General features: G+C 33.3%; 16 protein-coding genes. 14 read left to right on the top strand and 2 right to left on the bottom strand.

Annotation, left to right across the window (positions count from 1 at the left end; genetic code table 11):
• The 14 genes from B3P17_RS04315 to B3P17_RS04250 all read left to right on the top strand — a co-directional run bounded on the left by B3P17_RS04315 (position 1) and on the right by B3P17_RS04250 (position 17191).
• The gene (locus B3P17_RS04315; protein ID WP_291103707.1) at positions 1–1266 is read left to right on the top strand and encodes a nucleotide sugar dehydrogenase; all 1266 of its coding nucleotides are present in this window, start codon (positions 1–3) and stop codon (positions 1264–1266) included.
• Positions 1263–2315 (top strand): ATP-grasp domain-containing protein, encoded by a 1053-nt coding sequence (locus tag B3P17_RS04310; protein WP_291103704.1) that lies wholly within the window; start codon positions 1263–1265, stop codon positions 2313–2315. Before B3P17_RS04315 ends, B3P17_RS04310 begins: the two co-directional genes overlap by 4 nt.
• A 1-nt stretch (position 2316) precedes the next feature.
• Positions 2317–3393: a CapA family protein gene (locus B3P17_RS04305; protein ID WP_291103701.1), complete on the top strand. Its 1077-nt coding sequence runs from the start codon at positions 2317–2319 to the stop codon at positions 3391–3393.
• A gap of 5 nt (positions 3394–3398) precedes the next feature.
• Entirely contained in the window at positions 3399–4622 is a 1224-nt protein-coding gene (locus B3P17_RS04300; protein ID WP_291103698.1) for a glycosyltransferase, read from the top strand.
• Between the two features lie 24 nt (positions 4623–4646).
• The gene (locus B3P17_RS04295) at positions 4647–5999 is read left to right on the top strand and encodes a lipopolysaccharide biosynthesis protein (protein ID WP_291103695.1); all 1353 of its coding nucleotides are present in this window, start codon (positions 4647–4649) and stop codon (positions 5997–5999) included.
• 1177 nt (positions 6000–7176) lie between these two features.
• Positions 7177–8373 carry a glycosyltransferase gene (locus B3P17_RS04290; RefSeq protein WP_291103692.1) on the top strand — a complete coding sequence of 399 codons (1197 nt, stop codon included), beginning with the start codon at positions 7177–7179 and terminating at the stop codon, positions 8371–8373.
• A gap of 6 nt (positions 8374–8379) precedes the next feature.
• Positions 8380–9396: a nucleoside-diphosphate sugar epimerase/dehydratase gene (locus B3P17_RS04285; RefSeq protein ID WP_006843495.1), complete on the top strand. Its 1017-nt coding sequence runs from the start codon at positions 8380–8382 to the stop codon at positions 9394–9396.
• Positions 9393–10511 (top strand): capsular polysaccharide biosynthesis protein CapF, encoded by a 1119-nt coding sequence (locus tag B3P17_RS04280; RefSeq protein WP_291103688.1) that lies wholly within the window; start codon positions 9393–9395, stop codon positions 10509–10511. Before B3P17_RS04285 ends, B3P17_RS04280 begins: the two co-directional genes overlap by 4 nt.
• Before the next feature lie 24 nt (positions 10512–10535).
• Positions 10536–11669 carry a non-hydrolyzing UDP-N-acetylglucosamine 2-epimerase gene (wecB, locus tag B3P17_RS04275; RefSeq protein WP_006843493.1) on the top strand — a complete coding sequence of 378 codons (1134 nt, stop codon included), beginning with the start codon at positions 10536–10538 and terminating at the stop codon, positions 11667–11669.
• A 151-nt stretch (positions 11670–11820) separates the two neighbouring features.
• Positions 11821–12945 carry a glycosyltransferase family 4 protein gene (locus tag B3P17_RS04270; protein ID WP_291103685.1) on the top strand — a complete coding sequence of 375 codons (1125 nt, stop codon included), beginning with the start codon at positions 11821–11823 and terminating at the stop codon, positions 12943–12945.
• On the top strand, positions 12942–13892 hold the full coding sequence (locus B3P17_RS04265; RefSeq protein ID WP_291103683.1) for an NAD-dependent epimerase/dehydratase family protein: 951 nt from the start codon (positions 12942–12944) through the stop codon (positions 13890–13892). Before B3P17_RS04270 ends, B3P17_RS04265 begins: the two co-directional genes overlap by 4 nt.
• Positions 13893–13895: 3 nt before the next feature.
• Positions 13896–14813: a glycosyltransferase family 4 protein gene (locus B3P17_RS04260; RefSeq protein WP_349681153.1), complete on the top strand. Its 918-nt coding sequence runs from the start codon at positions 13896–13898 to the stop codon at positions 14811–14813.
• Positions 14798–15220, top strand: coding sequence for a hypothetical protein (locus B3P17_RS04255; protein WP_006843489.1), 423 nt, complete (start codon positions 14798–14800; stop codon positions 15218–15220). The genes B3P17_RS04260 and B3P17_RS04255 overlap by 16 nt, the downstream gene beginning before the upstream one ends.
• 15 nt (positions 15221–15235) lie before the next feature.
• Positions 15236–17191, top strand: coding sequence for a polysaccharide biosynthesis protein (locus B3P17_RS04250; RefSeq protein WP_291103678.1), 1956 nt, complete (start codon positions 15236–15238; stop codon positions 17189–17191).
• A 62-nt stretch (positions 17192–17253) separates the two neighbouring features.
• On the opposite strand, the gene B3P17_RS04245 is transcribed toward B3P17_RS04250, so the two are convergent.
• Both B3P17_RS04245 and B3P17_RS04240 read right to left on the bottom strand, forming a co-directional pair.
• The gene (locus tag B3P17_RS04245) at positions 17254–18573 is read right to left on the bottom strand and encodes a TolC family protein (protein ID WP_291104017.1); all 1320 of its coding nucleotides are present in this window, start codon (positions 18571–18573) and stop codon (positions 17254–17256) included.
• Positions 18574–18687: 114 nt separating this feature from the next.
• Positions 18688–21723, bottom strand: a complete 3036-nt coding sequence (locus B3P17_RS04240; RefSeq protein WP_291103675.1) for an efflux RND transporter permease subunit — start codon at positions 21721–21723, stop codon at positions 18688–18690.

Below are 21723 nucleotides of genomic sequence, written 5' to 3'. Positions count from 1 at the left end.
ATGAACAAAATAAAAATAGCAATTATTGGCCTAGGGTATGTAGGCTTACCTTTAGCTAGGCTTTTTGCCACAAAATATCCGGTAGTTGGTTTTGATATTAATAAGGCACGTATAAAGGAATTAATGTCTGGTGTTGATCATACCTTAGAGGTAGATGCTGATATTTTACAGTCTGTTTTGAAAAACGAAAACAGTGGCAATATTGGATTGTTTTGTTCTTGTAACTTAGAGGATATTAGTGACTGTAATTATTATATAGTAACTGTTCCAACACCTGTAGATAAAAACAATAGACCCGATTTGACCCCTTTATATAGAGCGAGTGAAACTGTCGGAAAGGTTATAGATAAAGGAGATATCGTTATATATGAGTCAACAGTTTACCCCGGAGCTACAGAAGAAGATTGTATTCCTGTTGTAGAAAAGATTTCAGGACTAAAGTATAATATTGATTTTTTTGCCGGTTACTCTCCTGAAAGAATAAATCCGGGAGATAAAGAACATACTGTCGAAAAAATTAAGAAAGTAACATCCGGTTCTACTCCTGACGTCGGAGAAAAAGTAAATACCCTTTATTCCTCAGTTATTAAAGCAGGAACGCATTTGGCTCCAACTATAAAAGTGGCAGAAGCTGCAAAAGTTATTGAAAACTCGCAACGGGATATAAATATTGCATTTGTAAATGAATTAAAGAAAATATTCGATAGAATGAATATTGACACTAATGCAGTATTACAAGCTGCCGGAACGAAATGGAATTTTCTTCCATTTAAACCCGGGCTGGTTGGAGGACACTGTATCGGTGTAGATCCATACTATCTGGCTCAAAAAGCGCAGGAATATGGCTATCACCCCGAAATAATACTTGCTGGTCGTCGCCTGAATGACAGTATGGGCGAGTACGTTGCTAGTGAGGTTGTCAAGAAGATGATTAAACAAGGTATACAAATAAAGGGTTCTAATATACTAGTTTTAGGAATTACATTTAAGGAAAATTGTCCCGATGTTCGTAATACAAAGGTTGTAGATGTTATTCGTGAACTAAAAGAATATAATACGAATGTAACAATTTATGATCCTTGGGCTAATCCGGAAGAGGTAGAGCATGAATATGGGTTAGAGATAGAAACCAAACTACCTAACGGTAAATTTGATGCTGTAGTATTGGCGGTGAGTCATAAGGAATTTGATACAGTTAATTTTAGATCTTTATTAAAGAGCAATGGAATAATATCAGGATTAAATAGTGGTATAAACTATATATGAAAAATAGAAAAGTTCGTGTAGCAATTCATTATAATGAATCAATTTTTAAGCATAGTACCTCATGGCATTTTGCTTGGATAAATTATTGCGAAGCAAATAATATTGATTATAGCATTGTAGACTGTTATAAGTATGATATTCTTGAAACACTTAAGAATTACGATTGTCTGGTATGGCATTTTAGTCATTATTCATTGCAAGATATGCTTTTTGCTAGAAGTATCTTAATGAGTGCAGAGAATATGGGTTTAAAAGTGTTTCCGGATGTTCCTACTGCTTGGCATTTTGATGATAAAATAGCAGAGACATATTTGTTGGATTCGATTCAAGCTCCGACACCTAAAGCTTATATGTTTTATACATTAAAAGATTTTGTAACATGGCTTGATAATGATTCTAAATTTCCAATAGTAGCAAAGTTAAGATGTGGTTCCGGCTCTAATAATGTTAAGCTCTTGAAAAACAGAACCGATGCATATGATTATGGCAAAAAAATATTTGGAAAAGGACTAGTCTCAACACCTAGTATCTTATACAAGGGAAGCTCACAACTTAAATCAGCAAAAAGTTGGGCAACTATCAAAGCTAGAATAAAAAGGATACCCGACTTTATCGAATCTTTCTCAAAGGCGAGGCGATTGCCACGGCAACAAGGGTATGTATATTTACAAGAATTTATTCCCAATGCAGGCTTTGATTTAAAAATTGTTGTTATCGGTGATAAATTAAGTTTTATAGCTAGAAATATTAGAGAAGGAGAATTTCGTGCATCAGGCAGCGGCTCATTTTATTTTGATAGATCTTTAGTAACAAAAGACATAATTGATTCTGCATTTAGTGTTTCTGATAGATTGAGATTTCAATGTATGGGATATGATTATGTTATTGACGACAGAGATAATATAGGGAAGATTATAGAAATGAGTTATGGCTTTTCACATACAACATTATTACAGGCTGGGGGCTATTGGGATAGAAGTGGAGAATGGCATGATGAACCACTGAATGCCCCCGAAGAAATATTGAAGCATCTAATTGAAGTTGAATAATATGAAAATAGCTTTTTTAGGGGATATCGCTTTTGTTGGAAGATTTGATTTGCAACAAAACTCACATGTATATGAAAATTTGAAAGAGATTGCTGGATTTTTAAATACATTTGATTACGTAGTTGCGAACCTAGAGTCTCCTATTACTGATATTTCTGCCGCAGACTCTTATAAGGCGATTCATCTTAAGACATCTTCCTTAAGCGTAGACTTATTAAACTATCTGAATATAAAAATTGTAAACCTTTCGAATAATCATATTTTTGATTATGGTGTTGCGGGCTTCGAAGATACAATCAACTTGCTAGATAAAAATAATATAGAATATTTTGGTGTAGACGATAAAGAGCTTATCCTTGAATTTGAAAACAATAAAATAGCTTTTAACGGTTACTGCTGCTATTCGGCAAATGGAATTCGTTATAAAGAAGAAAGTAAATCGCCATATATAACTCCAATAAATATTGAGAGTGTTGAAAACAGATTAAAAGCGAATGAGAAAAACGGATATTTAAGTGTTTTAAGTTTCCATTGGGGAATTGAAAATGTCAATTATCCTGCATATGAACATATTCAATTCGCAAGGAGCTTAGCAGAAAAGCATAAATTCATATTATATGGACACCATCCGCATGTAGCTCAAGGTGTAGAAAAGATTAATGATTCAATAATTTCATATAGTTTAGGAAATTTTGTTTTTGATGAAGTCTTGTCTACAAGCATAAAAGGCTTAAAAAATAAAATGGATGATAATAATCGAACTTCGTTTATACTATCTCTAGAGATAAATGATAATAAAATAGAAGATCTTAGCCTTATCCATATTTTTGAGGAGGACGGAAGAATATCCATAAAGGGTAACCCTCTATTTGAAACATATTGCGAGACTCTTTATCTATCCAAAGACGAGTATCAAAACTTAAGAAAAGAAAAGCTTGGAGAATACCTGCTAAATAATAATATAAAACACGATTTTAGTTGGTTTATCAAACGATTAAACAGAAATTTTATAGAGGCATATTTGAGAGGGAGGCGTAATGCATCTATTTATAATAAGATGTTTAATAAATATAAATGAATCAGATGGATAAGAAAGGAGAAATAGTCTATATAGGTAATTTTTTATATCCGGATGGTAATGCAGCAGCACATCGTGTTTTATCTAATGGACGCTTATTTAGGTTACTTGGTTATAAGACTACTTTTATTGGATTAGATAAAAATACAAAGAATACTGACAGCCTAAAAAAGACGCAAATCATTTATGATGACTTTGAAGGTTATAGCATTCCCTATCCCAATGGAATAAAAGGATGGTTATCTTATAAAACACAATTTAGGAAAGTTAAATGTTTTTTGGAGCAAGTTGACAATCTTAAAATTGTTGTGATGTACGGTGCTCCTACCATCTCTCTCTTTTGTACATTGTTAAGACGATGGTGTAAAGAAAATGATATAATATTACTTACCGATGCTGTTGATTGGTTGTCGGCATCAGTGGGTAGTATCCCTTACAGAATTATAAAATATATAGATACTGTATATCAGAAGGCATATATAAATTCTCACGTAGACGGAGTTATATGTGTAAGCAAATATCTGAATAACTATTATTCTCAGAAAGGATGTAAAACAGTGATCATTCCACCTCTGACAGATTGTAACAGATTCGAAAGGTGTGATAATACTCAATCCAAGGCTTCATTAGTATATGTTGGTATGCCATTCGCTTTGAATGAGAAGAAAGTATCACCTAAAGATTTTAAAGACAGGCTCGATAAAGTAATAGAATGTCTATACGAACTATCAGAAGTAGGTTCTGATTTTGAGTTTAATATATATGGATTGACTAGAGAGCAATATTTATCAGTAATGAGTAGCCACCGTCAACTGCTTGATAAACTAGAAGGTAAAATAGTATTTAATGGCTCTGTTTCTCACGATCTGGCTATGAAGAAAATAGCAGAAGCTGATTTCAGTATTTTTTTTAGAGATATAAATAAAGGAACTACAGCCGGTTTCCCAACTAAATTTTCGGAAAGTATTAGCTGTGGAACTCCCGTTATTACAACCAACACAAGTGATATAAAGGATTATCTATTGGAAGGAGAAAATGGCTATTTTGTCGACATAGATGATACGCAAAAGATGATACAGAAGATGAGTTATATTTTAACTCTATCAAAAGAGCATATTAATAACATGAAAGATAATGCTTTTAAATCCAGGCCATTTGATTATAGAAATTATGAAGAATCTATTAACGATTTTATTGATGGAATATTTTCAAAAAGCAAAAAAATATAAGATATAGCATTTTATATAAAAGAAATGTATCTACTAAAGAAATTATTCAACGGAGATAAACGTACCGTACTTTATAGAAAGAATACTGTAATAGTATTGGTTTGTCAGGCTATAAATATAATAGTTAACTTCTTATTGGTTTCAGTTGTCCTTAACTATTTAGGAGTTGAAGAATACGGAATATGGATTATCTTAACGACAATTGTTTCATGGTTTACTTTTTTTGATATAGGATTAGGTCATGGATTAAGAAATAGGTATGCAGAAGAAAAGGTAAAAAGGAATGAGGAGAATATTAAAATGTACGTTAGTTCTACATTTTACATGCTTTTAGTTATTAGTGGAATAATTTTTTTCCTTTCATTAATTCTAATACTGAATATTAACTGTTCGAGCGCAATAGGTGCCCCATCAGATTTAGAGAGTAAGCTAAAAGTAATTCTTTTGTTTATGGTCGGTTGTTTTTGTATCCGGTTTGTTGCAAATATAGCACTAATTCTTCAAATATCGGAGCAAAGACCAGGTACCAGTTATATTGCGATAGCCATCGGTAATCTATTATCTTTAATCTCTGTTTTTATTATAACCAAGATAACATTACCTTCAATTTTATACATTGGGATCGGATTATCTATATCTCCTATTATTCCCGTATTAATTATTTTTATTTATCTTTTCTCTACTTCTTACAAAAAAATAAGGCCTTCAATTAAGCATGTCTCATTTAAAAGTGCTTATGATATAATAAATTTAGGGTTGAAATTTTTTGTAATACAATTAACAGGTTTAGTACTTTATCAATCTAATAATATTATAATCTCTCATATATGTGGTTTAAATGAGGTAACAGAATATAATATTAGTTACAAGTTATTATGGGTTCTAGTTATTATCTACAATGCTATATTAACTCCATTTTGGTCGGCATCAACAGAAGCTTATATTAAAAAAGATATCGTTTGGATAAGGAATACAATTCGCATGCTAAATAAGATATTGATTGCTTTGATTGTAGTTGGTGTCATTATAGTTATATCTTCACCAATAATATACAAAATCTGGTTAAATGACAAAATTCAACCGAATTACTTATTATTAATATGTACTTTAATATATTTCTCATTTTATATGAGGCATTCGACATATCGAATGTTTATAAATGGAGTCGGGAAGATTAGATTGCAGTTTTATATAACTCTTATTCAGAGTCTTATGCATGTTCCGTTGGCTATATTCTTGGGGAAGTTAATGGGAGTAATTGGAGTTGTTATAGTTATGGCAATATGGACTATAATTAATTCGATATGGGAGCCTATTCAATTTAAGAAAATCATTACAGCGAACAATATTCAAACTAATAATATTTGGTATAAATAATGTATGGAATTAAAAGGATTAGCATTTGTTTTTTTTATAATTAATTTATTCCTATTTGCGTTTTATCCAACTTCAGCTTTAGAACTATCTAATGTTGACGGCACTATTCTTAATTATACTATTTTGTTATTTATTGTGGTATGGTTAATTATAAGTTATGCAAAATTGGATAAATCCATATGGATTTTATCTCTAGTCGTAATCTGTTATATGATAATTATAACAATAATGAGTATGTTTTATAATCCCTATGCACGTCCATCTATTGCTCGGTTGGCTCCGGTTATATTGTGTCTTATATTATTGTGTTGTAAAATTAACTTAAGTGTTTCTTTTTCTAAAGCAAGCTTGCTATTAGATATATTTATGTTTTTCTGTATTTTATGGAACATTCTAATAATATCAGGGAATGAATTTATTTATACATTCACTGTTGATTATTATTCACAATTATATCAAGATGCAACCTCCAATATGTTTTTAAAGAAAAGACCAATTATGTCTTTCTCAATATACACTTTTGCATCCTATTTCTATTTTTTGTTTTTTTTACTATCATATGTAACATACAAAGAGCTCAAGTCTAAAAAGCACATAATTTACTGTTTTATACTTTTTGTGTTTAATATATTACTTGCATCCAATACAACATTGGTGTTTTCTGTATTAATGGCTATAATGCTTCTAAAGTTATTTGATAAGCTTCATGTGAGACTTGTTTTAATAGTCCTTATTGCAATAATAATCGTGTATATATTATCATTTACAGATATATATAGTTATTATATAGAAAGCTTGACAAGTGATGCTAATGGCTTTCGTGGACGCTATTTATCTACAGGAACGCTAAGTCGAAATCTAGAATATGTATCTTCTTCTTTTTTTATTGGATTTACAATTATAGATAATCTATCTCTTACTTATACTGATTCTGGATATATGCTTTACTATTCAATGGGAGGGTTATTTTTTACAATCTGTATGTACTACTTGTTTTATAAGTTTTTGAAAAATAATGTGAAATATCAATATAAGATGCTTTTTTTTATTACTATGATGTTCGAAGTTGCATTACCAGTACTAATATATTCGAAGTTTATTTATGCAATGATTTTTTATGTTATTTATCTTAATTCTTTATATGCAAAACAAAATAATTTATTAGAATCAACTACATATGAAAGAGCAAACTTTATTTCTAGGCGGGATGTTTCCCGATAAATTATTAGATGATATCATTCTTAATAGTAAGGGTAATATCCAAAATGCGGCAGATGCATTGCAAAAATCTTTTATTAAAGGGTTAAGCGTATTTTATCCAGATATGTACATCATAAATATGCCGTTTGTAGGTGCATATCCCATTCGATACAAAAAAATGTTTGTGAAATCCAGTTCTTTAGATCAAGGGAAAAGTATAGGTTATTGCAATATATTATATTTCAAACATTTTTTCATCAAAAAAGCAGTTAGAAAAGCTGTTTTAGAATGGGTGAAATTAGCGACAGGTAAAAAAATAGTGTTTATTTATTCATTGAATGATCCATTCTTGGACGTTCTTTCAGAAATAAAACCGCAATATCCAGATCTTCATATATGTCAAATAGTTCCAGATCTTATTGACGGCATGATTGTGCCTAAGGGATTTTTATATAAAATTCATCATGATAGAACTATTCGAAAATTTGAGTCAATTTATAAATATATAGATTCTTATGTTTTGTTGAGCGAACATATGAAAGATAGGTTACCTATAGGCACTTTGCCATATACAGTTGTTGAGGGGATATTTAATGCATATGACGATGATTTTGAGGTTCATGAGAAGCTAAATGATAAAATCGTTTTATATACAGGATCGTTAGCAAAAAGATATGGCATAATGAACTTAATAGAAGCTTTCAAACTATTGAAAGAAGAGAATATATATTTATATATCTGTGGGCGAGGAGATAGTGAAGCAGACATTATTGAGGCAAGTGCAGACAACCCTCGTATAGTGTATAAAGGTGTACTTAAAAGAAAAGAAGTTTTAGAGTTACAGAAAAAAGTCACCTTATTAGTGAATCCCCGTAATGCCGAAGGTGAATATACAAAATATTCATTCCCATCTAAAACGATGGAGTATATGGCATCGGATGTTCCTACTTTGTTATATAAGTTACCGGGTATTCCTGATGAGTATTACAACTATTGTTACTCATTAGAAGATGATTCAGTAGCAACACTTTCGGAAGCAATTAAAACGATTTGCTATACGGATAAACATGTGTTGGAAGAGAAAGGGAGAACAGCTCGGGATTTTATTATAAGGCAAAAAAGTCCTGAAAAACAGTGCTCTAAAATTGTAAATATGCTAAAATTAATAAAATAAAATATTATGTCATTGTTTAGAGATAAAACACTCCTTATAACAGGAGGTACTGGATCCTTTGGAAATGCTGTATTAAAAAGATTTCTAGATTCAGATATAAAAGAGATTCGTATTTTCTCTCGTGATGAAAAGAAACAGGACGATATGCGTCATGCATTACGTAATTCGAAAGTTAAATTTTATATAGGTAGTGTTCGAGACAAACGTAGTGTAGATAACGCTATGCGTGGGGTAGATTATATATTTCATGCAGCAGCATTAAAACAGGTTCCTTCATGCGAATTTTTTCCAATTGAAGCTGTAAATACAAATGTACTAGGTACACAGAATGTGCTGGATTCGGCAGTTGAGTTTGGCGTAAAAAATGTAGTGGTTTTATCTACTGATAAAGCAGCCTATCCGATCAATGCTATGGGAATAAGTAAAGCAATGATGGAAAAAGTTGCTATAGCAAAAGCGCGTACACTGGAAGGAACAAATACTATAATTTCGTGCACCCGTTATGGAAACGTAATGGCTAGTAGAGGATCTGTTATTCCTTTGTTTATTGAGCAGATTAAGGAGGGTAATGATTTAACGTTGACTGACCCTAATATGACACGTTTTATGATGACTTTAGATGATGCTGTAGACCTGGTTCTTTATGCATTCGAGCATGGTCAAAACGGAGATTTGTTTGTTCAAAAGGCTCCTGCGGCCACAATTGGTATATTAGCCCAAGCTATTATTGAATTAGCCGGATCGAACTCTAAAATAAAAGTTATAGGAACGCGTCATGGCGAGAAGCTTTATGAGACGTTGGTTACGCGTGAAGAGATGGCCAAATCTGAAGATATGGGAAATTATTTTAGAATTCCTGCCGATAACAGAGATTTGAATTATGATAAGTATTTTGTGGAAGGACAACAGAAAATATCATCTATCGAAGATTATCATTCTCACAATACGGATAGACTAGACATCGAAGGAATGAAAAAGCTTTTACAGAAGTTGGATATAATTAATGAAATTACAAAAAAATGAAGATACTCGTTACCGGATCGAGAGGTTTTGTTGGTAAGAACCTTGTATCCGAACTTCGCAACAGAAACTACACAGAAATATTTGAATTCGATATTGATACAGATCAAAGTCTTTTGGATAAATATGCAAGAGAGACCGAGTTTGTGTTTCATCTGGCAGGAGTGAATAGACCTGAAAATTCTGAAGAATTTATGGCTGGAAATTTCGGCTTTACATCACTATTGCTCGATTCTTTGAAAAAGAATAATAACAAAGCTCCTATTCTGATTACATCTTCTATACAGGCACTATTAGACAATCCTTATGGAAAGAGTAAAAAAGCCGGTGAAGATTTGATTTTTAATTATAGCTTGCAAAATCAAGTTCCTGTTTATGTATATCGTCTACCCAATGTTTTCGGTAAGTGGTGCAGACCAAATTATAATAGTGCTGTAGCTACCTTTTGCAATAACATTGCCAATGACTTGCCGGTTCAAGTAAATGACCCAAATGTAGAAATGTCTTTGGTTTATATTGATGATGTTATTAAATCATTTATAGATAAATTGAGTGATAGTGACAAGAAGAAAAATATAGCTGAAAAAATAGAACAAGTAGATATTGTTCATTCTATAAAATTAGGCGAAATTGTAGATTTACTTTATCAATTTAAGGAGAGTCGTCAGACTTTACACGTTCCTAATCTAAATAATCCGTTTGAGAAAAAGTTGTATTCTACATATTTAAGCTATCTCCCAAAAGACAAATTTAGCTACCCATTGAAAATGAATATTGATGATAGAGGGTCTTTTACTGAGTTCTTGAAATCGAATGACAGAGGACAAGTCTCTATAAATATATCCAAGCCGGGTATTGTAAAAGGAAATCATTGGCATCATACTAAAAATGAAAAGTTTTTGGTTGTAAGTGGAAGGGGAGTTATACGTTTTCGTAAGATAGACTCTGATGAAGTGATAGAATATTTTGTGTCAGGTGACAAATTAGAGGTATTAGATATTCCGGTCGGATATACACATAATATTGAAAATTTGGGTGACTCGGACATGGTTACAGTGATGTGGGTGAATGAAATTTTTGATAGCGAACATCCGGATACTTTTTTCTTGAAAGTTTAATTTTTAATTTAAATGAATTTGATTATGAAAAAATTAAGAGTGATGACTGTTGTAGGAACTCGACCTGAAATTATTCGCCTTGCTTGTGTCTTAAAAAAATTAGATCAGTCAAATGCAATCGATCATATATTAGTGCATACAGGTCAGAATTACGACTATGAGCTAAATGAAGTCTTTTTTGAAGATTTAGAACTTCGTAAACCAGATTATTTTCTCAATGCGGCAGGTAAAAATGCTACGGAAACAGCTGGTTTGATACTTATAAATATTGATTCTGTATTAGAAGAAGTAAAGCCAGATGCATTTCTTGTGCTAGGTGATACAAACTCTTGCCTATGCGCAATTGCTGCAAAAAAACGACGTATACCGATCTTTCATATGGAAGCCGGTAATCGTTGTTTTGATCAACGTGTTCCGGAAGAAACAAACCGAAAAATTGTTGATCATACAGCTGATATTAATTTGACGTATAGTGATATTGCAAGGGAGTATTTACTTGCTGAGGGGTTACGTCCTGACCGGATAATTAAGACCGGTAGTCCGATGTTTGAAGTATTGAATGACTATATGCCCAAGGTTGAAAAGTCTCAGATATTAGAAAAGTTAGATCTAAAAAAGAATAATTATTTTGTTGTATCAGCTCATAGGGAAGAGAATATTGCATCTGAAGAGAAGTTCTTTAATTTGGTGGAAATCCTTAACTCTATAGCCGAAAAATACAATATGCCTATTGTTGTTTCAACTCATCCCCGTACACGTAAGATGATAGAAAAGCATGGAATAGAATTTCATCAAAATGTAAAATTGATGAAACCTATGGGCTTGAGTGATTATTTAGCTTTACAAATTAATTCGTATGCCGTTCTTTCCGATAGTGGTACTATCAGTGAGGAATCTTCAATATTAAATTTTAAAGCTCTGAATATTCGGGAAGCTCATGAAAGGCCTGAAGCAATGGAGGAAGCATCGGTAATGATGGTTGGGTTGAATCCGGAGCGTGTATATCAGGGGTTGATTCAGTTGGAGTCCCAGAATGTTGGAGAAATACGCAATTTCCGTCCTGTATCTGATTACAGTATGCCTAACGTTAGTGACAAAGTGGTTCGTATAATTTTGTCGTATACCGATTATATTAAACGTGTCGTTTGGAGTGAATAAATTCTTTTGAGTAACGAAATGAATAATTAAGCTACAATCCAATTAATTATTTCTGATTTATACTGTAAAATAATATCAATAAAGTTGTTTTATTTATTGGATTATAAAGTTTCTAATTGAAGTTTGAACAACTTATTTAATAGCTTAGTTTATGAATAAAGCTCTTTTTATAGTAGTAAACGTTGACTGGTTCTTCTTGTCTCATCGATTACCCATAGCCTTAGCTGCAAAAGAAAAAGGCTATAGAGTAACTATTGTTTCTAAAGATACAGGAAAGAAAGAAGAGATAGAGGCCCTAGGACTAAGGTTTATAAATGTTGATTTTGAGCGCTCTGGAGCAAATCCTTTACATGAATTTAGATGTATAAAGATCTTATATAAAATATACAAGTCAGAAAAGCCTGATATTATTCATCACGTTACTCTTAAAGCTAGTTTGTTGGGATGTTTGGCTGCAAAGTTATCTGGAATAAAAAGAGTAGTAAATGCAATAAGTGGGTTCGGTTATAATTTTACGGATGAGAGAACGGGTATCAAACAGAGAATTATTAGAACGATGATGAATATGGCTTTTAAAAGTAAAAAATTTCATTTTATATTTCAAAATCCCGATGATACAAATCAGTTTATGAAATTTAATTTTGTATCAGAAAATCAAATTCACTTAATAAAAGGCTCTGGTGTTGATTTAAACAAATTTACTTATGAAAAACCCATAGCCAAAGAAAAAGTACAAGTAATTCTTCCGGCAAGAATGTTATATGATAAAGGAATTAACGAATTCATTCAAGCTGCCAAAAAGATTAAGGATAAGGTTGTGGATAAAGCCGAATTTGTGTTAGTTGGAGACTGTGATACTATAAACTTATCGGGTATTAAGGAAGAAGATATTAAAAGAGAAATTGATGTTCCATTTTTGAAATGGATTGGATTTAAAAAAGATATATTTTCAGTTATAAAAAATTCAGACATTGTAGTACTACCGTCTTATAGAGAAGGCCTACCTAAATCTTTAATCGAAGCTTGCGCTGTTGGGCGACCAATTGTAACAACAAATGTAGAAGGTTGTCGAGAATGTGTTATTGAAGGATATAATGGATACTTAGTTCCGGCAAAAAATATTGATACTCTATCTGAAAAAATGGAAGATCTCATTAATAATTCTGAAAAGAGAATAAAGATGGGGCTCAATGGGAGAATTTTAGCAGAGAAAAACTTTTCTATAGATTTTGTTATTCGTGAACATCTCCGGATTTATAAAGATTTAGAATCATGAAAAAAATATTAATAACAGGCGCATATGGGTTTGTCGGGACCAATCTAGCTTTATATCTAAAAGATAAGTATGAACTATGGGCTTTGGATGTTACCGAAGTGGAAGAAGGCTTGTATAGTAGATTTTATACATGGAGTCAATTGGACAAAATTCCATTTGATGATATTGATACAATAATTCATCTTGCGGGAAAAGCTCATGATACAAAAAATAAAGCAGAAATCCAATCCTACTTTTCAGTGAATACAGGGTTGACACAAAAAATATTTGATAAGTTTATAGTATCGGATTCTAGATCATTTATTTTTTTTAGTTCTGTTAAAGCTGCAGCAGATTTTGTTGAGGGTGAAAAACTTACAGAGGATGTTGTGACTAAACCGGTAGGACCATACGGAGAAAGCAAGATAAAAGCAGAGGAATATATTCAATCAAAAGAGTGGGGAGATAAAAGAGTATATATATTTCGTCCTTGTATGATACATGGGCCTGGGAATAAAGGCAATTTAAATCTGTTGTATAATGTTATAAATAAGGGATTTCCTTATCCTCTGGGCAAGTTTGACAATAAACGATCTTTTACTTCAATAGACAATCTGTGTTATATTATTGATAAAATAATATTCATGTTACCAACAGTCCCATCTGGCATTTATAATATTTCAGATGACAATCCTATATCGACCAATGAATTAATATTACTTATTTGTGAAGCATTAGATAAAAAAGCTAAGATATGGAATATACCTCTAGGACTGATAAAATTCTGTGTGAAAGTCGGAGATGTTTTACATTTACCTCTAAACAGTTTTAGATTAAATAAATTAACGGAAACTTATATTGTAGACAATTCTAAACTAAAAGAATCTTTAGATATAAAACAATTACCGATATCCACATCAGCGGGGATTCTAAAAACAATTAAGTCTTTTAATCTGCATTCAAACTGAACCATGATATATCTTGCTTGTTATATATTATCTACTATATTTATCCTGATTTACTTTAAAGTGGCCGATAAATATAATATTGTAGATAGACCTAATGAAAGAAGTTCTCATAAGGAGCTTACAATGAGGGGTGGTGGAATTATAGTCTGGTTCGTAGCATTATTCTATTTTCTGATAAATATAGATTCATCTCTTAATTTTTTTATAGGTATCACTCTTATTGGTTTTGTGAGTTTTATTGATGATATTAGAACTTTACCGAGTAGAGTTAGAGCATTTGTTCAATTATTCTCGGTTGGTGTTATTTTTTATGATTTAAATATTTTTTCTATTTATCCTTGGTGGATTATTTTAATTGCATTCATTATTTCTATAGGCATTATAAATGCATATAATTTTATGGATGGGATAAATGGAATAACAGGACTATACTCATGTGTTGTTTTTGCTTCATTTTTATATACGAATAATTGTGTAATTACTTTTGTTAACAATGACTTACTTATTTTTCCTATTATAGCATGTTCTATTTTTCTCTTTTTTAATTATAGAAAAAAGGCAAAATGTTTTGCTGGAGATATAGTCTNNGTTTGCAGAACGAGTAGTATAGTATGGGTTATGTTTTTATCTGTGTATGGGGTTGACTCTATTTGTACGATCTTACATAGGTTATATCTAAAACAGAATATCTTTAAACCTCATCGTATACATTATTATCAGATATTGAGTAATGAGCAAAAATTAGACCATCGTTTAGTATCTATGGCATATGCAATTGTTCAGACTTTTACATCCTTAGTTATAATATATACATACGTGTATGCGAATCAATATATAAATATTGTATCTATAATTATAATTATTACTTTAATTTCAATTTATTCAACTAAATTTATTTTAATAAAATGCCACCATTCATAATACAAGGGAGTAATCATAAAGATAATAGAGGAATTATATCTTTTGTTAATGACTTTTCTTTTGATAATATTGTTCGCTTCTATATTATTGAAAATTCAGAGGAAAACGAATTAAGAGCATGGCAGGGGCATAAACTAGATACAAAGTATTTCTATTGTATTAAAGGTGCATTTCAGGTATCATATGTAAAAATAGATAATTGGGAAAAACCTTCTTCTTCTTTAATCGTGGAAAGTATGATTTTAGATGAAACTGACAGTAAAATACTATGTATCCCTTTAGGATATGCAAATGCTATAAAATCATTAACCGTAGGATCAAAGCTTCTATCCTTCTCAACACTTCCTTTAAGTATGGTTAAAGATGACGATTTTAGATACGACAAAAACTTTTGGATAATCAAGTAATATGTAAAATAACTCATGATAAACAACACTACACGAAAAATATATAAGAGATTCTTAGAGAATCGTCTGCTAAGCAGGTGGTTCGTCTTGTTCATAGATTTGGCAATAGTCACTTTTGCGACTATCATATCATATATCCTAACACTTCAGATATACAAAAATATTCATATAGTATATCATCCTGTATTCTTTGAATATCTGGCTATAACCCTATTGTTTAATGCATTATGTTTTAGAATATTCAAAACATATAAAGGAATTGTTCGTTATTCTACAATTCATGAATTTCAAAAGATACTTACATCCTTGTTATTTGCTGATATACTTATATTTCTTACATTATATAAAGTTATAGGTCCATCCGGAAGCGTTGCTGTTGCATATTGTAGTACTCTCTTTTTAGTTTCATTGGTTGGTTTGTACGGGTTTCGCATAATTGTCGTTTATACTTATCAGACATTAACTCGACGGTTTGGTAACAACCCTTCTATACCTGTATTTGTGTGGGGATTAAATGAAGATAACATTGTCCTTGCACAGCTGTTGAGTACCGGAAACAATAGGTTCAGGATTATCGGTTTTCTTACAACTGATCCTGACTCAAAATTAAAGAAACTGACAGACGTACCAGTTCTTACTATTCAGAAGTCTGAAGATTTTTTAAAATACAAGATAAAAGATGTATTGTTTACCAAAGAAGATGAACTAAAGACTGAAGCTAATTATGTTGAAAAAATATTAAGCTTAAATATTCGTATCTATATAAGTAAACAAATGAATATAGACAGTTTATCTCAACTGTCAGATATTAGTCGGAGTATTCGTCCCGTTCAGATTGAAGATTTGCTTGGTCGTCCCGAAATAAATATCAGCTTGAATGTAATAGCTGAAAATGTTCAAGGGAAAAATATTTTGGTGACAGGTGCTGCAGGTTCAATCGGAAGTGAAATAGTCAAGCAATTAGCTCAATTTTCTCCAGCTTCTATTATTTGTCTCGATCAGGCTGAAACGCCATTGAATGATTTGGATATTGAATTAAAGAAACTGTATCCCTGCTTGAACTTTACTACCATTATCGGAGATGTCCGTAACCATACAATTATCAACTTTGTGTTCGATAAATATAAACCTAATATCGTTTACCATGCGGCTGCTTATAAGCATGTACCAATGATGGAAAGATATCCCTGTGAAGCTATAATTACAAACGTATTAGGTACAAAGATATTAGTTGATTTGGCTATTAAATATGATGTTGAGATGTTTATTATGGTCTCAACAGATAAGGCTGTAAACCCTACCAATATTATGGGGGCTACTAAACGTATTGCAGAGATATATGTTCAGTCTTGTGCAACCGATATGAAGAAAAATAAATCTCACACTAAGTTTGTAACTACTCGCTTTGGTAACGTATTAGGTAGTAATGGTTCTGTTATTCCGTTATTTAGGAAGCAAATAGAAAAAGGAGGGCCGATAACGGTAACTGACCCTGAAATAACCCGTTATTTTATGACAATTCCAGAGGCATGTCGTCTCGTTTTGGAAGCTTCGGTCATCGGTAAGTCCGGCTATATTTATGTCTTTGATATGGGACAACCGGTGAGAATATATGACCTGGCAAAGAAAATGATAGAATTGGCAGGTCTAGTTCCTGAAAGAGATATTGAAATTCAATTTTCAGGATTAAGGCCCGGAGAGAAGCTGTATGAGGAGTTATTGAATGACTCTGAAATAACAGAACAGACTTCGCACAAAAAGATTATGATGGCCAAAGTAAGAGAATACCATTTTCAGGATATCTTACCTCAAATAGAGCAGTTAATTTTAGTCGCCCAGACAAATGATAAATACAAACTCGTACGACAGATGAAAGTCCTTGTACCGGAATTTATTAGCAATAATTCAGAATTTGAACAACTTGATCAAAATAATATAGATACTACTAGTAATTCTCAAATTTGGGTATAAAAGAAATACCTGTATTTATTTTTACAAAACAGACAACAGAATACGACAGATGCTCATTTTATTTACTCCGAATATGAAATTACTTGCCCACTAATTTGCATAAGCGATATCTCACATAATTTTGTATTATATTCAGCCTGAACAAGTCTTTCTTCGGCCTCTAATAGACTGTTTTGTGCCTCTCGTAGTTCTATACCTGATAGGTCTCCAAGTTTGTAGCGTTCGATTGCTATTTCATGGTTTTCTTTTGCTGTCTGTACATTCTCTTTTTCAAGATTTGTCAGATCTATATTATTTCTATAAGCCATCCACATATTCGAAAAATCGGCTTTTAGAGAGAGTATCGTTTGTTCGTACTGGAGTTCTTTGTTTTCAACTTCTATACGGGCATTCTTTTGTTTTCTTTTTCTATTGAAGCCATCAAATAGGTTGAACCCTAGAGTTAATCCATAGGTTAAGCCCAAATTGTTTTGATTATCTATAGTCCCCGTATTGTAAATGTTTTTTGTATAACCATAGCCTGCATTAAGTTTCAAATACGGATAGTTCTCACTCTGAGCTGTTTTTAAATCAAGCAAACTAAGATTCTTATTTTTATTTGATAACAAAAGGAAAGTATTCGAAGATAGCGTTTTTTGCCAAATATCATCTTTATTTATAAACTGATTGAATTCAATAATAGAGTCGGTAGTAACAATGAGCTGCTCGATATTGTCAGCAGCCATCATTTGGTTAAGTGATATGCGAGATGTGTATAGTACTTCATATTGTTTAATCAACCGAGAGCTGTCACTGTTGAAGTCTACTTTTGCTTGCTGAAGATCGAGCCGAGAGCCTGCTCCGATTTCGTATCTGGCCTCAACAATTCGTAATCTTTCCTTGGATAACTTAACGGCTGATTTTAAGTTTTTTAATCGGATATTCTGCTGGATGTAATTGTAATATTCTGAAGTTAACCCCGATACGAAGTTCTCTATCGTTAAGCGGGTATTCAGTTCCCCCATCTTTTGCAGCTCTTTTAAGCGTTGGTGATTCGTTTGGATATTGAAACCATCAAAAACTGTCCAATTCAGGTTGACGCCTGCATTCAATAATTGATTGTGAATGCCGTTATTCTTATTTTTCTCTCCATTTGCCAAATTCTGTGTTGTATTGTTTACCGAACCCGAATAACCAGTTGTGAGATCTACAGACGGAAGGTATCCTGCATTTCCCACTGTGAGATTATTGTCCGATATTTCCTGATTATTGCGCATAATGCGAATGTCATAGTTCTTTTGCAATCCAGTTTCGATACATCTTTTGAGATCGAATACAACCTGACAGTCTGATACGCCCGGTACAGCTACTGCCAGAGCAATAATTAATATATATTTTTTCATCATCAAAATTCTTCTTAGTCAAAAGGTGACAAAAGTAACAGCTTTCATCTCTTTTTTATTTGTTACCTTTTGTGCTGGTATATAGTTGTTATATTATAGATAAATTCATATTTACTAAATCCTATCTTTCTTCTTACTTCTGTCGGTAGATATATATAAATACATAGCCGGTACAATGAATATCGTTAATAGAGTAGAAATCATCATTCCTCCAATTACAGCCACCCCCATAGCCATACGTCCATTGGCTCCTTCGGCACTGGCAAATATTAGAGGTAACAATCCCAACACCGTAGAGAAGCTCGTCATAAGGATCGGGCGCAGGCGTTGTACTGCGGCTCCTTGTATGGCTTCAAGTTTGCTCATTCCGGCTTCTTGACGCTGATTTGCAAACTCCACAATAAGAATACCATTTTTAGCAACCAGCCCGATAAGCATAATAATTCCTATCTGGCTGAATATATTCATCGTTATATCTTTGATATACATAAACAAAAGAGCTCCGGCAATTGCAAGGGGTACTGTAAGCATAATAACAAACGGGTCTTTGAAACTTTCGAACTGTGCGGCAAGGATCAAAAAGATCAGTAATATAGCAAGTATAAATGCAAACATCAAACTGGAAGAGCTTTCGCTAAAATCCTTTGAATCTCCCGCCAATGCTGTTCGGAATGTATCATCAAGGGTTTCTTTCGCTATACGATCCATTTCTTCCAACCCGGCGCCGATTGTTACTCCCGGAGATAATCCTGCGGATACTGTTGCAGACTTAAATCTGTTATACCTGTATAGCTGGGGAGGGGCAACACTTTCTTCTAAGCGCACAAGATTATCCATCTGGATCATATTCCCTCCTAAGTTTTTAAGATAAATAGATTTCAGATCGAGAGGAGTATTTCTTTGTTGACGATTAATTTCTCCTAATATCTGATATTGTTTCCCATTCATATAAAAATAGCCCATACGTTGCCCACTCAGTGCATACTGTAACGTTTGCCCTATATCCCTGGTACTTACTCTTAGTATGGCGGCTTTATCCCTGTCTATGATAATACGGGTTTCAGGTTTCGTGAATTTAAGATTTACATCAGCCATCTGAAACATTGGGCTCTCTTGTACTTTTCTCATAAATAGAGGGATGAATTCCTCTAACTTTTCAAGGTTGGTAGCTTGCAATACATATTGTATAGGCATACTCGATCGCCTTCCTCCAAAGGTAGATTGTTGTTGTACAAACGCACGGGCTTCCGTTTCTTTCCTTACGGCCTTTGTCAGTTCGCTGGCAATTTCCATTTGGCTTCTTCCTCTATCTTTAATATTTGGCAACGTAAGATTTACCATTCCGCCTCCTGTCCACGCACGCATTGTATTAATGAGGCGTTCGGGTGCAACGGAATCAGCTATCACTCCAATCTTTTCTGTATAATTTCGATTAAATTCATAAGTAGAGCCTTCTGGTCCGCTGGTTCTTATTGTTATCTGTGAGCGGTCTTCCAATGGTGCCATTTCGGAAGGGATAGCACTGACCAAATAACCTATTCCTGCGAGTGTAAGGATTATGATAGGCCATATTATTATCTTATGTTTAAGGAAGTGTTGCAAACCATTGTCGTAAGCTTTGGTCAACCATTGAAAGAAAGGATCTGTTTTACGGTAAAACCATCCCGCCTGATCTTTTTTCTTCAATAACTTGGTAGCAAGCATTGGTGTAAATGTAAGAGCTACAAATGCTGAAATAAGGACAGCTCCGGCAATTACAATACTAAATTCACGGAACAAACGTCCTGTCATCCCTTCAAGAAAGACAATAGGGAAAAATACCGCAACCACAGACACAGTTGTTGAGATGACGGCGAAGAATATTTCTTTAGAACCCTCTATTCCAGCTTGCTTGGGAGTCATCCCTCCCTCAATTTTCAGATAGATGTTCTCGGTGACCACAATAGCATCATCGACTACCAATCCCACAGCCAGAACTACGGCCAACATGGATAAGACATTGATCGAGAATCCGGCAACATACATCACAAAGAAAGCCCCCACAAGTGATACGGGAATAACAACGCAAGGAACCAATGTCACACGCCAGTCGCGAAGGAAAAGGAATATTATGATAACAACCAATGCAAAAGCTATATACACGGTTTCTTCCACTTCTGCTATCGAAGCCCTTATAAATTTAGTATTGTCGAAGGCAACATCAATTTTGACATCCTCCGGTAAGTCTTTCTTTAGTTGTTCGAGACGAACCATCGCTTCATCAGAAATCTCAATCTGATTGGCTCCCGGTTGTGGAATAATAACAGTACTTACAGCAGGAACACCATTTCGACGCATAATACTCTTATAGTTTTCTGTACCCAGCTCCGCTGTACCTACGTCTCTAAACCTTACAACATTATAATTGTCTTCTTTGATAATCATATTGTTGAATTCTTCGGGAGTTTGCATCAATCCTAATGTTCGTATAGAAAGCTCAAGATTATCGCCTTCTATGCTGCCGGAGGGCAATTCCACATTTTCTTTATCTACGGCACTTTTTACATCCATAGGGGTAATGCCATACGACGCCATTTTTACCGGATCGAGCCATAGTCGCATCGAATAGCGGTTTTGTCCCCAGATTTCCACTGCACTTACATTGGGTATGGTTTGTAACCGCTCTTTTACTGTCAACTCCGCTATTTCACTTAGTTCGAGCAAAGAACGCTTTTCGCTTTGTATACTTATTTGTATAATCGGGTTGGCATCGGCATCAGCCTTAGATACAGTAGGAGGGTCGCAGTCGCGAGGCAGATAACGTTGTGCCCGTGAGACTTTATCCCGCACATCATTTGCTGCTGTTTCGAGGTCTACAGATAATTCAAATTCCACTGTTATACGACATGAACCCTGACTACTGCTACTTGTCAAAGACCTGATGCCGGGTATCCCATTTATATTTTGCTCTAGTGGTTCTGTGATCTGATTCTCTATGATTTCAGCATTTGCCCCGGGATAACTCACGTCTACCGAAATAATGGGGTTATCTATGTTGGGATATTCGCGCACCCCTAAATATGTATATCCGATCAATCCTAAAAGGAATATAATCAATACAAATACAGTGGCTAATACCGGGCGCTTTATACTTAATTCAGATATAGTCAT

The sequence above is a fragment of the Dysgonomonas sp. UBA7630 genome, from assembly GCF_002483985.1.
Taxonomy (GTDB): domain Bacteria; phylum Bacteroidota; class Bacteroidia; order Bacteroidales; family Dysgonomonadaceae; genus Dysgonomonas.
This window is presented reverse-complemented; position numbering and strand designations above follow the sequence as displayed.

Bases quoted from the DNA above. Each gene is read 5' to 3' on its own strand.
- B3P17_RS04300 (WP_291103698.1), top strand. From the start codon at position 3,399: ATGGATAAGAAAGGAGAAATAGTCTATATAGGTAATTTTTTATATCCG.
- B3P17_RS04280 (WP_291103688.1), top strand. From the start codon at position 9,393: ATGAAGATACTCGTTACCGGATCGAGAGGTTTTGTTGGTAAGAACCTT.
- B3P17_RS04240 (WP_291103675.1), bottom strand. From the start codon at position 21,723: ATGACTATATCTGAATTAAGTATAAAGCGCCCGGTATTAGCCACTGTA.
- B3P17_RS04270 (WP_291103685.1), top strand. From the start codon at position 11,821: ATGAATAAAGCTCTTTTTATAGTAGTAAACGTTGACTGGTTCTTCTTG.
- wecB (WP_006843493.1), top strand. From the start codon at position 10,536: ATGAAAAAATTAAGAGTGATGACTGTTGTAGGAACTCGACCTGAAATT.
- B3P17_RS04315 (WP_291103707.1), top strand. From the start codon at position 1: ATGAACAAAATAAAAATAGCAATTATTGGCCTAGGGTATGTAGGCTTA.
- B3P17_RS04310 (WP_291103704.1), top strand. From the start codon at position 1,263: ATGAAAAATAGAAAAGTTCGTGTAGCAATTCATTATAATGAATCAATT.
- B3P17_RS04305 (WP_291103701.1), top strand. From the start codon at position 2,317: ATGAAAATAGCTTTTTTAGGGGATATCGCTTTTGTTGGAAGATTTGAT.
- B3P17_RS04285 (WP_006843495.1), top strand. From the start codon at position 8,380: ATGTCATTGTTTAGAGATAAAACACTCCTTATAACAGGAGGTACTGGA.
- B3P17_RS04250 (WP_291103678.1), top strand. From the start codon at position 15,236: ATGATAAACAACACTACACGAAAAATATATAAGAGATTCTTAGAGAAT.
- B3P17_RS04255 (WP_006843489.1), top strand. From the start codon at position 14,798: ATGCCACCATTCATAATACAAGGGAGTAATCATAAAGATAATAGAGGA.
- B3P17_RS04245 (WP_291104017.1), bottom strand. From the start codon at position 18,573: ATGAAAAAATATATATTAATTATTGCTCTGGCAGTAGCTGTACCGGGC.
- B3P17_RS04265 (WP_291103683.1), top strand. From the start codon at position 12,942: ATGAAAAAAATATTAATAACAGGCGCATATGGGTTTGTCGGGACCAAT.
- B3P17_RS04295 (WP_291103695.1), top strand. From the start codon at position 4,647: ATGTATCTACTAAAGAAATTATTCAACGGAGATAAACGTACCGTACTT.
- B3P17_RS04290 (WP_291103692.1), top strand. From the start codon at position 7,177: ATGAAAGAGCAAACTTTATTTCTAGGCGGGATGTTTCCCGATAAATTA.